This is a genomic window from Xylanibacter ruminicola, assembly GCF_900142525.1.
GTDB lineage: Bacteria > Bacteroidota > Bacteroidia > Bacteroidales > Bacteroidaceae > Prevotella > Prevotella ruminicola_A.
This window is the reverse complement of sequence record NZ_FRBD01000005.1, coordinates 1-14,578: the sequence shown is the minus strand read 5'-3', so window position 1 is coordinate 14,578 and position 14,578 is coordinate 1. Positions and strand designations below refer to the sequence as shown.

The following is a 14,578-nucleotide window of genomic DNA, read 5'->3' as shown; positions in this document are numbered from 1 at the left end:
ATTATATTTGCCCCTCAAATGGAGCCGCATTTACACAACGAAGATTCTTCTCCAACTGGGCCGTCGAGCTGGCACCTACCAGTACAGATGTCACGCCCTTTTGGTGTAGAATCCACGCCAGTGCCATCTCAGCAAGGGTTTCTCTGCGACTCTCTGCCACCTGATTATACGCCTGCAACTTGGCCAGCAGCTCGGGTGTCAGCATCTCCTCACGCAGGAATTTGCCCTTCGACATACGCGAGTCAGCCGGTATACCATGCAGATAGCGGTCGGTCAACAATCCCTGTGCCAATGGCGAGAAAGCGATAAAGCCCACACCCTTTTCGGCGCAGAAATCCAGGATTCCCGTCTCCTGCGGTTTGCGATCCAGCATATTCAGTCGTCCCTGATAAATCAGCAGGGGCACATCGTGGGCCTTCAGATACTCATAACCGAACTTCAGCGGATCCAGCGGCCAATTCGAGATACCTACATAGAGTGCCTTACCCTGACGTACGATATCTACCAACGCCTGAAGAGTTTCCTCCAATGGTGTCTCAGGGTCGTAACGATGACTGTAGAACAGGTCAACATAGTCTATCTTCATGCGCTTCAAGCTCTGGTCCAAGCTAGCCATCAGGTATTTTCTCGATCCCCAGTTGCCGTAAGGTCCAGGCCACATATCGTATCCGGCCTTGCTCGATATAAACAATTCGTCGCGATATGGACGGAAGTCCTCGTCCATCAGTCGCCCCATGGTCTCTTCGGCCGACCCGTAAACGGGTCCGTAATTATTTGCCAGGTCGAAGTGGGTGATACCATGGTCGAATGCATAATGTGTTATCTCTCTGCTGCGCTCGTATGGATCCACACTACCAAAATTATGCCAGAATCCCAGGCTCACCTTTGGCAGCAACACACCCGAACGTCCGCAACGTTCAAATTCCATCCCATTGTCATAGCGGTTTTTGTCCGCAAAATAGTTTTCCTTCATAGACATTATCTGTTTTAGTAATTTTTGTTGCAAAGATACAAATTATCTTCTTCTCTAGCTTAAGTTTTTATACAAAAAATCATAATATTGTTCAAAAAGCAGCTATAAAAAGAGAAAATAGAACTCCCCTCCTCATGCGAGAAGGGGAGTAAATCGGGAATAAGAAGCCAAACACCTTATTATTCAGAGGAACCGGTAAAGACTCTGAAGAGATCTTCCAAGAAGCCTCCACCATTCACCTTACTCAGCTGCTCATCATGAAGCTGCTCGTTCTGGGGCTGCTCTACATTGGGCTGCTCTACATTGGGCTGCTCTGGATTGATTTTGTCTTCTGCCATAAGTAAATAGTTTTATCGAGGTTTAAAATTATGCGTCACGACGTAACCAACCAGGACCAGTAAGCCTATCACCACCATTCACTTCACTGAGTTGCGCATCGTTGAGTTGCTCAGAGTTCTTTTTGTTCTTGTCTTCTGCCATAATCATTTATTTTGTAAATCCACCAGCAGGTAACTCACCTTTTCCTCTCTGGGCAGATGGATCATTCGCACCACCGCTCACTTCGTCGAGCTGCTCCTCATTGAGCTCGGCTTCCTTTATTTTGTTCTTGTCTTCTGCCATCATTGTAATATTTAAATAGGTATTGTTATTTTCTACTTAAAGAAGTACACAAAAGGAACCGTCCCTTTTGTGTACTTGCTGTGACGAATAGAGGGTTATTAAGCCAGGGGACATTTTTGTTCTTCAGTCTGCTCAAGCTTCTTACCACCTGCTACTTCGTCGAGCTGCTCCTCATTGAGCTCAGCTTCCTTCAATTTGTTCTTGTCTTCTGCCATAGTTGTAATATTTAAAATGTTAAACTAAAAAAAAATAAATTATTTGTTTCTGCTGCAAAGATAGCAATTTTTTCCTGATTGACAATGAAAAAACAGCAGTTTTGTTAAATTGGCACAACATTTCTGTAAGAATGGCACACTTTTTTAAATATTTAGCGCGATATACCACACAACGGGCACCAAAAGTGAGGGCAGCAGGTTCAGCGTTTTGCAATCTTTCAGGTTCAATAATCCCAATCCGCTACCCGTAATCATCAGTCCTCCTATTATCAGCAGCTCCGACATCAAACCATCGCTGATAGCCGTACTGCTTATCTGGGCCACCACATAGAACATGCCCTGCCACAGAAACAGTACCGGAGCTGCCAGTACCATCCCAATGCCGTAGGTCGAGGCAAAAATGGTGCTGCTTACAAAGTCGAGCGTGGCATTGGTAAATAGAAATGTGTGGTCGCCCTTCAGAGCCGAGATCACAGGACCCAGCATCGAGAGCGGCCCGATGCAGTACAGCAGGATGGCCGTACTCAGCCCGTCGCCCAGCTTGTTGGCATTGCCCGCCTTTGAGCGTTTGTTTACTAGCCGCTTGAATCGTCCGTCTATATCAAGCTTGGTACCACATACGCCACCTATTGCCAGCGACACGATAAAGAGCACCGGATATTCGCTCTTGGGCAGATTGCTGATGGTGGCATTCAGTCCGATGGCCAGCGACGCAAGTCCCAGCCCCGTATACAACACCTCTTTATATTTATCTTTAATGCCCCTATTCAGCAGCGCCCCCAGCAACGAGCCCGCTATAATGGTACAGGTATTAACTATAGTTCCTATCATTTGTTATTCACATTTTTCAAATTTCGCCTGCAAAGATAACAATTTTATTCAATATTAGTTTGTTTCTAACCAATATTTTGTACCTTTGCATCAAACTTAAAAAACGATGAAGCAGATAATGAAGAAAATCTATTTCGCAGCCCTTTGCTTGCTGATGATGGCGAGCAGCATGAAGGCTCAGCCCGCAATGAGCGATACGCATCCTTGGCGCGGCGCCCGAGTGGCCTACTTCGGCGATTCAGTAACCGATCCGCGCAACAGCGGTTCCAAAGTTAAGTACTGGCACCTGTTGCAGCAGTGGCTAGGCATTGAACCTTATGTTTATGCCATCAGCGGTCGCCAATGGAACGATATCCCCAATCAGACCGATAAGTGCCTTCAGCAGCATGGCGACTCGATTGACGCCATCCTGATATTTATCGGCACCAACGATTACAACCACCACGTGCCCATTGGCCGATGGTTCGACGAGGTAGAGACCACGGTCGACTTTGCCGAGGGCCAGCCCCGCGCCACTTATGAGCGCCGCATGCGCAAGCCCGTGATGGACTCCAACACCTATCGCGGCCGCATCAACATCGCACTGAGCAAGCTGAAAGAGGTGTATCCCACCAAGCAGATTGTGCTGCTCACCCCCATCCATCGTGCCTACTTCTACTCGAGCGAGAAGAACATACAGCCTAACGAGGCCTACCAGAACGGCTGCGGCGAGTATATCGATGCCTATGTGGAGGCGGTCAAAGAGGCGGGCAACCTCTGGGCCGTTCCCGTCATCGACCTCAACGCCCTTTCAGGCCTCTACCCTCTGGCCGCCGCCCATGCACAGTACTTTAAGAGCGCCCAGACCGACCTGCTGCACCCCAACGATGCCGGTCACCGCCGTATAGCCCTCACCCTGCTATACCAACTACAGTCACTACCTTGCCGGTTCTGAGTTCGTAAACGCAACAAATTATATCAGATAACAAGGGGGATAAACCTAAATTAGAGATAATTTGAAATCTAGTTGGTTTTCAAACAGATGGTTTCTTAAGACAATTAATCCACGCACAGCCTCCGATATGCACACAGATAATTTGAAGGGAAATACTAATTTACGGACATTATTTATAGGATATATGAAAGAAAAATACTAACTTTGCACCAAACTTAAAACAATGAAAAGAATAGCATTATTATTGTCTGTATTCTTCGTTGCTATCAGTATCAACGCCGAAGTGGTCTGGTTCGACGGAAAGAGCCCTATTACCTATAGCACGCCAAAGAAGGTAGAGCCTGTGGTGAAGATAGCCCTCGACATGTGGAAGAGCGACATGATGCAGGTGACTGGCATGGAGCCTGTGGCCTCTGCCAAGTCTACGATAAAAATCACACAGGGCAAAGGAGCTGCTGATGGGTTCCACATCTACGTGAAAGATGGACAGATCATCGTAGAAGGCAACAACGGACGAGGCATGGCCTACGGTCTGTTGGAACTCTCACGTCTGGCAGGCGTATCGCCCTGGATATGGTGGGGCGACGTGAAGCCCGAGAAGAAAAGCTGCCTCGCGCTACCAGCCGACTTCAAGACCGCTCAACAACCCAGCGTGGCATATCGCGGTATATTTCTAAACGACGAAGATTGGTCGTTACGTCCTTGGAGCAGCAATACTTTCGAGCCCAATAACAAAGGGACAATAGGTATACAGACATACAAGAAGATATTCCAACTGCTATTACGCCTCAGAGCTAACGCCATCTGGCCTGCCATGCATTCGGGCACCACAGCATTTTTCAAGATACCAGGAGCCAAGGCTATGGCCGACTCATGCGGTATTGTGATAGGCACATCGCACTGCGAGCCACTGTTGAGGAATAACGTGGACGAATGGAATGTAAAACAGCGCGGTGCCTTTAACTACCGCACCAATCGCGAGGCCGTGCAGAAGTACTGGATAGAAAGACTACAGGAAGTAAAACACTCCAAAGACAACATGTTTACCATCGGCATGCGCGGTATTCACGACAGCTCGATGGAGGGCTATCAAACAGAGCAGGAAAAGCTCGAGGCTCTCCAACAAGTCATTGACGACCAGCAGGAGTTGCTGCGAAAGTATATCGGTAACCCGCAGAAACTGATGCAGGTGTTTGTTCCCTATAAAGAGGTGCTGCAGCTGTACGAAAAAGGTCTCAAAGTTCCTGACTATGTCACACTGATGTGGTGCGATGACAACTACGGCTATATGACGCGCCTCTCCGATGCCCAAGAACAACAGCGAGGGGGCGGAAGCGGTGTTTATTATCACCTGAGTTACTGGGGCCGTCCGCACGACTATCTTTGGTTGACTACTACCCAGCCAGGACTGATTTACAACGAGATGCGCCAGGCTTACGATTACAACGTGCGCCGCCTTTGGATTGCAAATGTCCACGACCCCAAAGTGGCTGGTTATCAGTTGGAGTTATTCCTTGATATGGCATGGAACATCAACTGCGTAAACGGAGACACGCTGAATCACCACTATCGTTCATGGCTCTGTCGTGAGTTTGGTACAGAGGCTGGACAGCAGATCTTCCCTATCATGCACGAATTCTATCATCTCTGCGGTCAGCGCCGTCCTGAATTCATGGGTTATACGCAGGTAGAGCTCGACAAGAAGAAATATCCTCGCGGTCTGTCTCCTGTTTCCGAGGTGCCCCTGACAGCCATCGAGGCAGCGCGCCGCGTGTCAGCATTTGAACATCTCAAGGCCGACATCATCGCCGTGCGCCCTCTTATTCGCCAGTCATTGAGAGATGCCTTCTTCGCAATCATAGAGTATCCCGTTTTCGCTACAGCCGCCATGAACCGCAAGATTCTTTCCGATTCAGTGCAGAGCCAGCGTGCCTACAACGAGATTCAGCAGTTAACCCAACATTATAATGAAATGAATCATGGCAAGTGGCATCATCTGATGGATGCAGCCCCACGGCGCCTGCCCGTATTCGACAATGTTTGTGCCCAATTAACGGGTAAGCCAGTGGACTACGTTTGTAAAATGAATGCCTGTGATTATACAGAAGCATCAACCAGCGTTAAGACCATCCAGATGTTAGGCCATTCTATGAATGCCGTAGCCCTGCCAAAGGATGGCACACTAACATATCGTTTCACAACCGAGAAGAAAGGTGAATACCTATTACAGCTGGCTTTGATACCAACCCAGCCCAACGATCATGGCGATCTGCGTTTCAGCGTTGCCATCGACGGAGGCGCGCCAACCGTCTTCAACCTAAAAGAGCCCTTCCGCTCAGAACAGTGGAAACAGAATGTGCTACGCGGCCAGGCCTTACGCAAACTTAAGACCCAATTAAGCTCCGGCTCGCACACGCTCACCATTCAGGCCCTTGATCACCATTTCGTATTAGATCAAATAATGATAGTATGTAATGGTTGTCCGAGGCATATGTAACCACCGACAACGGAACACTTACTGCATGCATCAACATTTCTCTATTTTGTTTTTTAGTTTGCAAAAAAAAACGTACCTTTGCATCGAATTTTTAATTGCGATAACAACAATGAGTATCTTAAACAAAGGATTTTTATTATTCTATCAGGGCATGGCCCTGGGCTACTATGGCATGGGCGATAAAGAGAAGGCCAAGCGCTACCTGGAAGAGGTCGAGCATCTGGATGTAAACCATCTTGGCATCCTGCAGTTCAGTCAATTCATAAAATAACAACCCATATGATCAAGAAGTTCTCTCTCCTATCCCTCTGCCTGCTGATGATGGCCGGCGGGTTGAAAGCCGGAAATGCCTCCGTAAGTTGGGATCGCCATAGTCTCATCATCGACGGCCGTCGTGTGTGCCCCGTCATGGGCGAGGTTCACTACTCGCGCATCCCAGCCGGCGAGTGGGCCTCCGAGGTAAAGAAGATGAAGGAGGGCGGTGTCACCATCATCGCCACCTACGTATTCTGGAACCACGTCGAAGAGCAGGAGGGCATCTTCCGCTGGGACGGTCAGCGCAATCTGCGCCATTTTCTCGAGGTGTGCCAGCAGCAACGCATGCCCGTGGTGCTGCGCCTTGGTCCGTTCTGTCACGGCGAGGTGCGCAATGGCGGCATCCCCGACTGGGTGTTCACCAAAGGTTGCAAAACGCGCCAGGAGAATCCCGTGTTCCTAGGCATGGTAGAGCAGCTTTATCGACAGATTTTCACCCAGGTTCAAGGGCTGCAGTGGAAGGATGGCGGCCCCGTGATAGGCGCCCAGTTCGACAATGAGTATCGCGGCCGGGGCGAATACCTCATGGCGCTCAAGCGTATCGCCCTGCAGATAGGCTTCAACCTGCCTTTCTACACCCGCACAGGCTGGCCCGAGTTGGCCACGCCCGTGCCCTTTGGCGAGATGCTGCCCCTGTATGGCGACTATGCCGACGGCTTCTGGGATCGCAGCATCGAGGAGACGGCCGGCAACTACTACAAGGCGTTCAACTTCACCGCCTCTCAAGTCTCGGGCGCCATCGGCTCCGAACAGCTCGACTACTCCACCACTCATCACCCATCAGCCGGCACCTATCCTTATTTCACCTGCGAGCTAGGTGGCGGCATGATGCCCGCCTACCATCGCCGCCCCTACCTCTACCCTGAAGATGCCTACTCGATGGCCATCGTCAAGCTGGGCAGCGGTTCTAACCTGCTGGGCTATTACATGTATCACGGCGGCACCAACCCCGATGGGCTCACCTATCTCAACGAGACACAGCGCACCGTTGCCACCAACTACAACGATATGCCCGTAAAAACCTACGACTTCCAGGCACCGTTGGGCGAGTTCGGTCAGCGCAATCCTCACTACTACATGCTGCGCAAGCTCCATCTGTTTATGCACGATTGGGGCGAGGTGCTGGCCCCCATGGAGGCCCGTTTTCCTTGCGCTCAGGATATCAAGAAGGGCGACGACTCACACCTGCGTTGGAGTGTACGCGAAAAGGATGGCAGCGGTTTCATCTTCGTCAACAACTACGAGCGCCTGCAGCACCTCACGGCCAAGCGCGGTGTTCAGCTCGAGGCATGCGGTGTAACTCTGCCCAAGCTCACCATTCCTGCTGGTGCCATGTGCATTTTTCCTGTTAACATCGATGGCATCAACTACGCCACCGCCCAGCTGGTAGCCAAGCGCGATGGCAAGATTTATCTTGAGCAGATCAAGGGCATCCCCACCACCCTGGCCGTTGGCCGTAAGGTGCTTCGTAACCTCAAGCCGAAAGGTGCCGATAAGCCCGTTTATCAGAACATCTACCTGCTCACTTCCGAGCAGGCCGGGCGGTTGTTCTTAGAAGAAGAGGGGCATCACGACATCGCATATCAGGCTCCCATCGTTAAAAAGGTTCGCGAGGCAGGCTCTCCCCGCCCCATTACCATCGGCGTCAACAAAGTAGCCGAGGAGCCCACCGATGCCGACTTTGAGCAAGCTGCCGTCTACACCATCACGCTCCCAGCAGACTACTCATCTCTCCGCTCTCACCTCATAACCATCAACTACCGCGGCGACGTGGCCCGTCTCTATGCCAATGGCAAGCTGATTGACGACAATTTCTACAACGGTCGCCCATTCCAGTATGCCCTATGGCGTCTGCCCGAGGGGTGCCGAGAGCTGGAGCTCCGTATCCTGCCACTGCAGAAGGATATGCCCGTCTACTTCCCCCGCGAAGCCGACACCACCCCCGGCGAGGCCGTTAATAGTATTATAATAATAAATAGGTAGTAATATCAAGCATTTATAAACAAAACTTTTCTGCGATTTCCCGAAGGCCGCACCGCAAAGTGCAGCCACATGGCGCCATGGCGATTTTTCTCGATGAGCAGTTCGTCGAAATCCTGCTGCCAGTCGCGGCTGATATCGAGCAATATCGCCGCATAGACTATCAACTGCTCCAATCCATCCACGCGGATATCCACTGCACAGCCAGTAAGATGGTTCGACGTAGCCACCCCACCTATCGCCCGATTCAACTGCAGCGATCGATAGCCAGAGTTAATTATAATCGGTTGATTATACCGCTTTCTTAACTCCTCCAACCACACGCACACCTGCTTCAGGTTAGCAATCGCCTCATGACTAGGAATGTTATAAATCTCAGGATGACTACTACTCTTCGTCAACTCCCCCAATGTAAAGTGAGGCGAAAGTTTCGCCCCACTATTTAATTGAATAATCTCTTCCATTTAATGTTTCAATTTTCTAATGTTACTGCGTTACTGCGTTACGGCGTCAAACCATAATACCAATTTTCTTATAGATTGCTTTGGTAGTACCGTTGTCCACATAATCATCAATCTTTTCAATTAAATGATCTTCAGACAATCGCTTAATCTTCATTCTTGCTGCTGATGCAGACAAAAGCGAGAAACATGCAATGACATCCTCAACCATAAACTCTTCTGGCAATCGGCTAAAGCCTTCGTAAGTTTTGTTTTTACGATGACTATTCATCGACACCTCGCGCTGCTGATCGTCGAAGTATTTCTCTGCCAACGCAAGAAAATAATGACGCTGACAAGCGTATTGGATGTTAACAATCAGTTCTGCCAACTTCCAGTCTACATCATCGGTCTCAAACTCACCGCAATAGTAGGCCCCATCTTGATGGATTTTATCCCAATGGCGCATCACGATGAACGGCGCCGAGAAGTTAATGCCGTGATAGGCGCATCGCTTCAGCAGCATCTCTTCCGCCTTAGAATTGTCCTCCTTGGCATCCTCCATGCGGCGGGCCGTCCAATCATAGAGTTCATCCACAATCTTATCCAGGCTCAATATGCCCTTCATGCGGTCTAATTTTTCTCCCCATTCCTTCAGACGTTCATCGCTTGCTGCATCATCATGGCGCTCACGACTAATCATCTCGAAATTGGTGGGTGGCAAGGGGATACATGTTAGGCGGGTAGCCAATCCCGAGCCGAAATTACGCTCGTTAATCTTTGCTTTCAAAGCCAGCGGCGTACCGGTATACACATAGTTCCAGGTCACCACAAAGTTCTCGACGATGGAGTCCATATTGCTATAAAACTGACCATCTTCCTCGTTGTGGAATGCCTTGAGCTCCAGCGATTCTTTATCCATCCACGAGCCACTTTTCTGAACACGCATCGTGTTATCCAGCTCGGTGTCAAAAGTCAGCATGTGCAGCTGTATCTTTTCGCCATCAATCTCCTCTACGCTATTCACCATATCCTGTATAAACTGGGCATTACTGGTTCTGGCGGGATGCACGCGGATGGCCACCTTAGGCTTCTTGGGTTTCTCCTTGTTGGCACCCTTGGTCTTCATCTGCTCGCGATAGGCGTTGATGGCCTCCTTGCCCACTCTATCTGCCGCAATAATCGGGGCTATCAGTTGCTTATACAGGCGAGTGGCAAAGCTCTTTCCGCTTGCAGGATCACCAATCACCTGCACCTCGCAGTTCAATCTGCGCAGTTCTTCCGGACGGTGGTAGAAGCTGTACTTGCAGCGTGTCATCAGCGTCATCATAAATCCACCCGACACAAAGAGTGCCGCTGCATATTGATTGCGTTTCAGGCCGCGACAAATGTCCTTCAGAATAGGGAAATCATCAAACAGCGCTTCTATCTGCGCTCCCCATTCCCATAGCCATTTATCCATCTGCTGTTGCTGTTCAGTCGAATTTAGAATTCGACTGAAACTAATACCGGCATTTGAAATGCCGAGTGCTGAAAGCACACTTTGCATGGCCTTCGACAAGCCCTTTGGTGTTTCCTTACAAGCCGAGTCGACTATACGCTCAACCTCCAGATCATCCAAGCCCAGACGAGGCACCACACTAAGCACCAGCTGCTTGCTATTATCGCAAATAGCCCTAAGACTAACGGCAAGTTGGTATAGCTTAACATTCCTCTCGCCCTCCTGAGGCACGCCCCCATTCTGCCGCCACCACTCTTCAATAATCTGCTCATACGGTATACCTTTAAATGATTTTATTTCCCCTCCATTGTTCATGCGCTCGTTCGGCCCCCCTTGGGTTTCCCACGGGCGATAATGCTTATTCGCCTTCTTGGCCCCCGCGGGCACATCCTCGGCGCCACTTTTCTCTCGATTCTTCAGGCGCTGATACTCCTCGGCACTCTGCTCCTCGCTCAGCAGTTCGTCGAATATCGCATCATCCAGATACAGCAGCACATCGTCGGTTGCCGGCCCGGTAAAGAGTACTCTCGCCTGGTCGTGTGCGTTGGTGTCCATTTCGGTCTGCGTGGCCATCGCCATTTTTACCTGGCACTCCAGTATGGTTTTTCCTGGTTCTCTACGACACACCGCGTGCAACCCCCATCCGCTTGAAACAGACAGTTCCAACAGCCCAATCTCTTCTTTTTTGGCGAGAATCCTCTGCGCCATTTCTTTGCATTCTTCCTCATTTCCGCAATCTATATCGTGCGCAAAGGTCGATGCCGAGTGATGACATCCGCGCAACACACCGTTTGGCAACAGGTCGTTATAATTAAACTGTTTCAGCGCCATTTTTGCTTTTTTGTCGCCAGCTCGTGCCGCAGCAAAATTCTTCACATTCGCATCTGTGTTTCTAATGGCTACATATTCCTTTCGGTTCTTAACAGGGCGGGCCTTCTTATGCCCGCTCCTGTCAGTATAAACATAGTTAATCATTATACTCTTTCAATAATTTCGTTGGTTTCTATAATATCCTTCACATCAATAGTCTCGCGGTCTATGGCCTTTATCATGCGCTTGGCCCCCATCATAATGGGCAAGTGCTGGATAATGTTCACAAACTTGCTATTACGAGTCACTCGGCCAAAGTCGGTATGCCCCAGCAGCTCTGTTCGGCTCACCTTGGTCTTAGGTGGATTGTTGGGTTTTATAACTATCATGCGTGTTTGAGGGTCGTACGAAATAACAGCCTGTAGCTTTTTTCCAGTCTTTATGATATTAATAACCTCAATAGCGTTAACAATAAATACAAATTTCTTCATCTTTTATGTGTGTGTTGTTGTGTGTGTTATTTGTAAAAGCAGGTTTAAGTTTGGGTTCTGGTAGCATCAAGCCTCTGCCAGTCGGTCAACGGTATAGGCAAAGGCGTCAAAATCTTCTTGATCATCGGCCTCACCGCATTCCAGTTGGTTCTCCCACCATTTCGTCATGTCGGCTAGATATGCATCAACATCGATGTCGAGTTTCTGCATCGCCAGCTTATAGTTGGCCAGCAACTTGCTCAACGCATAGTTCATCGATACCAGACTGCCGATGGTTGGCTCTACCGACAACATCGACTTTTTCATCTCCTGATAAATGCGATTGCCCTCGGCAATATTCCGCATCACTACATTCTTCTTCATAATATTTAATGTTTAATGTTTAATAATTTCCTTAAGAAACTCTCTCCCTTTCTCGGTCCAAACCAAGGTCATTTTAATTTTTCGCTGTCCTTGCTGGGTGTACTTCATCGAGTATCGATACGCCGTTAGTCCTTGGTTCTGGTACTGTCCGGTGGGCATATAGTTGCCGTTCACTTTTTTAATTATTCTACGGTCTTTCAGAAACGATATCAGGTCGTTGCCCTTCATTCCGTAGGTTTTTGCTATCTCAGTAGCAGTGTAGCAGAACTTGCTGTAGCTGTTCAGTTGTTTCAGCTCTTCAGCTATCATCAGGTCTGCCTCTTTAACAACATGGTTGCTAGTCAATTCCGAAATCGAAATAATCATTGTATTCATATTCTCCTTTTTTTATTTTACGTCGCCTCCTTTTAAGCGACCTTTATATTTATTATTAATAATGTATACATCCCTTTTACTTCCCTTTCACTTCCCTTTCACTTCCCTTTCATTTCTTCAGCCTTCTGAAGGATCTTTTGTATCAATAAGTCAAAGAGCACCGTCGTTTCGGATTGTTGTTTTTTCCTTTCGACGGTGCAAAATTAGAAATACTTTTTCAGTTACTAATCATCTCAAAACCACTTGGTGCAGAAGTTGTTGCAGGGTTCTTTCATTTGTTGCAAAACTTGTTGCAAAGGCCTCTTTTAGCCGCTGCATAAGCAGTCAGAAACTGCCTAACCACGTTTTTACGTCTAAGTGTTTCGGTAGCGCCATCCACATCCTTAAAGGTCCAGTCAGGATACGTATGGAATATAATCGAGTAAGCACGAGATAGCGAATAACGTGATGGCAGATTGTCTATACCTATCTCATATAGATAATCCAGAAACGCCTGTGGCGAACGGAATCCTTCGTAATCGTCAAGCACACCTTGGTTGATAGCCACCATAATCCAGGCGAAATCATAGCCATGCTTAAACACCTTATTTTCGCGAAGCGTTTCTATGGCTTGCTTCATACACTGATCACGGTTGTTCAGCACGTCGGTCACCTCGCTCTCGCCTACTATCTGTACCTGCCGGCATAATGCCAGCAAACCCATAAAAGGCTCAAAAGCCTCATCATCAAGATTCAAAACAATCTGTCTCATCATTTAAAAATTTTCAGAATTAAACTTTGAGATCAGAAAGGGCCCAATCTTCACTCCATTTCGGGCGCAAAGATATTAGGTTTTATCGACCTATGCAATAAAAAAAGCAGGTCTTAACGGGTCGAACCGATAAAACCTGCTTAGGGGGGTGTTATGTCAGTAATATTTCAAATTTTCTGTATAAATAGTCACAAACGGGGTCGTTTTCAAATGGATTGTCCAATTGGCGTATATAAGTATTAAACCTACTTGACGACACATGGTCTTCTAGTTCTGGAAACTCTCGTATCACCGCCTCGAATTTGGGGCATGAAATCACTTCGTGGTCTTTCAGAAATCTGAATATCCTCGACACACTCTTCGACACCAGTTCTTTCGTATCCTGTATCACTTTTCTAATCAGGTTTATCACCAGATTCTTGTTATTGTGAAGTATGTAATCTCTGAAGTTATTCGATTTCTTTGGTTTAGTAACCTTTTGGCGATACTCTAAGTAGTTTCTAATCAAGAAGTCAGTTTTCTCTAGTCCATATTTGGTTTCCAGCGTACGGTTCACGTTTTGCGGGTCGTGTATGTCTTTCGTCAGTTCGTGTACTTTAGCTACGTCATCATCGGTTGGTTCATATTCAGTCAGCGTCACTTGCCATCCGCTTGTCTCCATATCTCTGTTCAGCGAGTATTCAAGCACCAGTCTCACCTCTTCTGCGGCCTTTTTGCATTGCTTGCATTCCTCTATGGCCACCATGGGCTCATCGGTTGTGGCATCTACTACCATATACAGGTACGGATGGTCGGCCACGGTGGTCTTTTCAAACAGATCTACCTGATATTCTCTCACCCTACAGTTAGCCACAAGTATCACATACCTGTCATTTTGGGGCGGCAATGCATACTCATGATAAAACACCATCTGCTTAGGGGTATGGGCCAACAAGAATTTTTTCTTTTTAAGGGAATCCTCACTAAAAATCTTAGTAAAGACGCCCTTACCTTGTAATAAAGGCGCCCCTCCTTGATCCACATCGCTTGGTGCGATATGGCATTTGTAGTACTTCATAATATTCATTGTTCTATTCTGTTTTTATTTGGGTTTAGTAGTGCAAAGGTACTTATTTTCCTTGAACCAAGCAAATATTTACGCACAAAAAATCGGCCCCAAATCTCAGGACCGATCATCTCAAAAACCTCTTACTACATAGTAGTAAGGTCAAACCACGGATTATCCCACAACTAAGGAGAATCTCAAGCCAAGTGCATTAGCAATGAGCACAAATGTAGATAATTGCATATCCGTGTGACCTTGCTCCAATGCCGAGATATACTCACGTTTCTTTCCTATCAGCTCAGCCAACTCCTGCTGAGTCATCTTCTGACGCTTTCGTTCATCACGAAGCAGTTCTGCATAATACCACGCCTTAGCGCGTGCATCAAATTCTTCACGGCTCAGGGTACCCTTCACTCCATACTTCTCTGCCAAATGC

At 48.1% G+C, this 14,578-nt stretch carries 16 protein-coding genes; 4 read left to right on the top strand and 12 right to left on the bottom strand.

Annotation, left to right across the window (positions count from 1 at the left end):
* Nucleotide 1: 1 nt before the first annotated feature.
* The 4 genes from BUB86_RS04245 to BUB86_RS04240 form a co-directional block, all read right to left on the bottom strand.
* A complete protein-coding gene (locus BUB86_RS04245) occupies nt 2-979 on the bottom strand; it encodes an aldo/keto reductase (protein WP_073206005.1) in 978 nt (325 codons plus the stop codon).
* Nucleotides 980-1,152: 173 nt separating this feature from the next.
* Nucleotides 1,153-1,311, bottom strand: a complete 159-nt coding sequence (locus tag BUB86_RS17530) for a hypothetical protein (protein ID WP_175549408.1) — start codon at nt 1,309-1,311, stop codon at nt 1,153-1,155.
* Between the two features lie 148 nt (nt 1,312-1,459).
* Nucleotides 1,460-1,594 (bottom strand): hypothetical protein, encoded by a 135-nt coding sequence (locus tag BUB86_RS18110; protein ID WP_262503376.1) that lies wholly within the window; start codon nt 1,592-1,594, stop codon nt 1,460-1,462.
* Nucleotides 1,595-1,953: 359 nt separating this feature from the next.
* The gene (locus BUB86_RS04240) at nt 1,954-2,640 is read right to left on the bottom strand and encodes a DUF554 domain-containing protein (RefSeq protein ID WP_073206002.1); all 687 of its coding nucleotides are present in this window, start codon (nt 2,638-2,640) and stop codon (nt 1,954-1,956) included.
* 106 nt (nt 2,641-2,746) lie between these two features.
* On the opposite strand from BUB86_RS04240, the gene BUB86_RS04235 reads away from it, so the two are divergent.
* From BUB86_RS04235 to BUB86_RS04225, 4 genes are all read left to right on the top strand, one after another.
* The gene (locus tag BUB86_RS04235) at nt 2,747-3,574 is read left to right on the top strand and encodes an SGNH/GDSL hydrolase family protein (protein ID WP_254795093.1); all 828 of its coding nucleotides are present in this window, start codon (nt 2,747-2,749) and stop codon (nt 3,572-3,574) included.
* 223 nt (nt 3,575-3,797) lie between these two features.
* Nucleotides 3,798-6,071, top strand: a complete 2,274-nt coding sequence (locus BUB86_RS04230) for a glycosyl hydrolase 115 family protein (protein ID WP_073205999.1) — start codon at nt 3,798-3,800, stop codon at nt 6,069-6,071.
* A 109-nt stretch (nt 6,072-6,180) separates the two neighbouring features.
* Nucleotides 6,181-6,342 (top strand): hypothetical protein, encoded by a 162-nt coding sequence (locus BUB86_RS17525; RefSeq protein ID WP_175549407.1) that lies wholly within the window; start codon nt 6,181-6,183, stop codon nt 6,340-6,342.
* A gap of 8 nt (nt 6,343-6,350) precedes the next feature.
* Nucleotides 6,351-8,369 carry a beta-galactosidase gene (locus BUB86_RS04225; RefSeq protein WP_073205995.1) on the top strand — a complete coding sequence of 673 codons (2,019 nt, stop codon included), beginning with the start codon at nt 6,351-6,353 and terminating at the stop codon, nt 8,367-8,369.
* 5 nt (nt 8,370-8,374) lie between these two features.
* On the opposite strand, the gene BUB86_RS04220 is transcribed toward BUB86_RS04225, so the two are convergent.
* From BUB86_RS04220 to BUB86_RS04185, 8 genes are all read right to left on the bottom strand, one after another.
* Entirely contained in the window at nt 8,375-8,830 is a 456-nt protein-coding gene (locus BUB86_RS04220) for a D-Ala-D-Ala carboxypeptidase family metallohydrolase (protein ID WP_073205992.1), read from the bottom strand.
* A gap of 46 nt (nt 8,831-8,876) precedes the next feature.
* Nucleotides 8,877-11,282, bottom strand: a complete 2,406-nt coding sequence (locus tag BUB86_RS04215; protein ID WP_175549406.1) for a hypothetical protein — start codon at nt 11,280-11,282, stop codon at nt 8,877-8,879.
* Nucleotides 11,282-11,608, bottom strand: a complete 327-nt coding sequence (locus tag BUB86_RS04210) for a hypothetical protein (protein ID WP_073205989.1) — start codon at nt 11,606-11,608, stop codon at nt 11,282-11,284. Before BUB86_RS04210 ends, BUB86_RS04215 begins: the two co-directional genes overlap by 1 nt.
* A gap of 66 nt (nt 11,609-11,674) precedes the next feature.
* Nucleotides 11,675-11,971, bottom strand: a complete 297-nt coding sequence (locus tag BUB86_RS04205) for a hypothetical protein (RefSeq protein ID WP_073205985.1) — start codon at nt 11,969-11,971, stop codon at nt 11,675-11,677.
* A gap of 12 nt (nt 11,972-11,983) precedes the next feature.
* Nucleotides 11,984-12,346, bottom strand: a complete 363-nt coding sequence (locus tag BUB86_RS04200; protein ID WP_081373091.1) for a phage antirepressor KilAC domain-containing protein — start codon at nt 12,344-12,346, stop codon at nt 11,984-11,986.
* A 271-nt stretch (nt 12,347-12,617) separates the two neighbouring features.
* Nucleotides 12,618-13,097: a hypothetical protein gene (locus BUB86_RS04195; protein ID WP_073205978.1), complete on the bottom strand. Its 480-nt coding sequence runs from the start codon at nt 13,095-13,097 to the stop codon at nt 12,618-12,620.
* A gap of 151 nt (nt 13,098-13,248) precedes the next feature.
* Nucleotides 13,249-14,163 carry a hypothetical protein gene (locus BUB86_RS04190; protein WP_073205975.1) on the bottom strand — a complete coding sequence of 305 codons (915 nt, stop codon included), beginning with the start codon at nt 14,161-14,163 and terminating at the stop codon, nt 13,249-13,251.
* Between the two features lie 153 nt (nt 14,164-14,316).
* Complete coding sequence (locus BUB86_RS04185) at nt 14,317-14,574, bottom strand: helix-turn-helix domain-containing protein (protein ID WP_073206356.1); 258 nt, start codon at nt 14,572-14,574, stop codon at nt 14,317-14,319.
* Between the last annotated feature and the right edge of the window lie 4 nt (nt 14,575-14,578).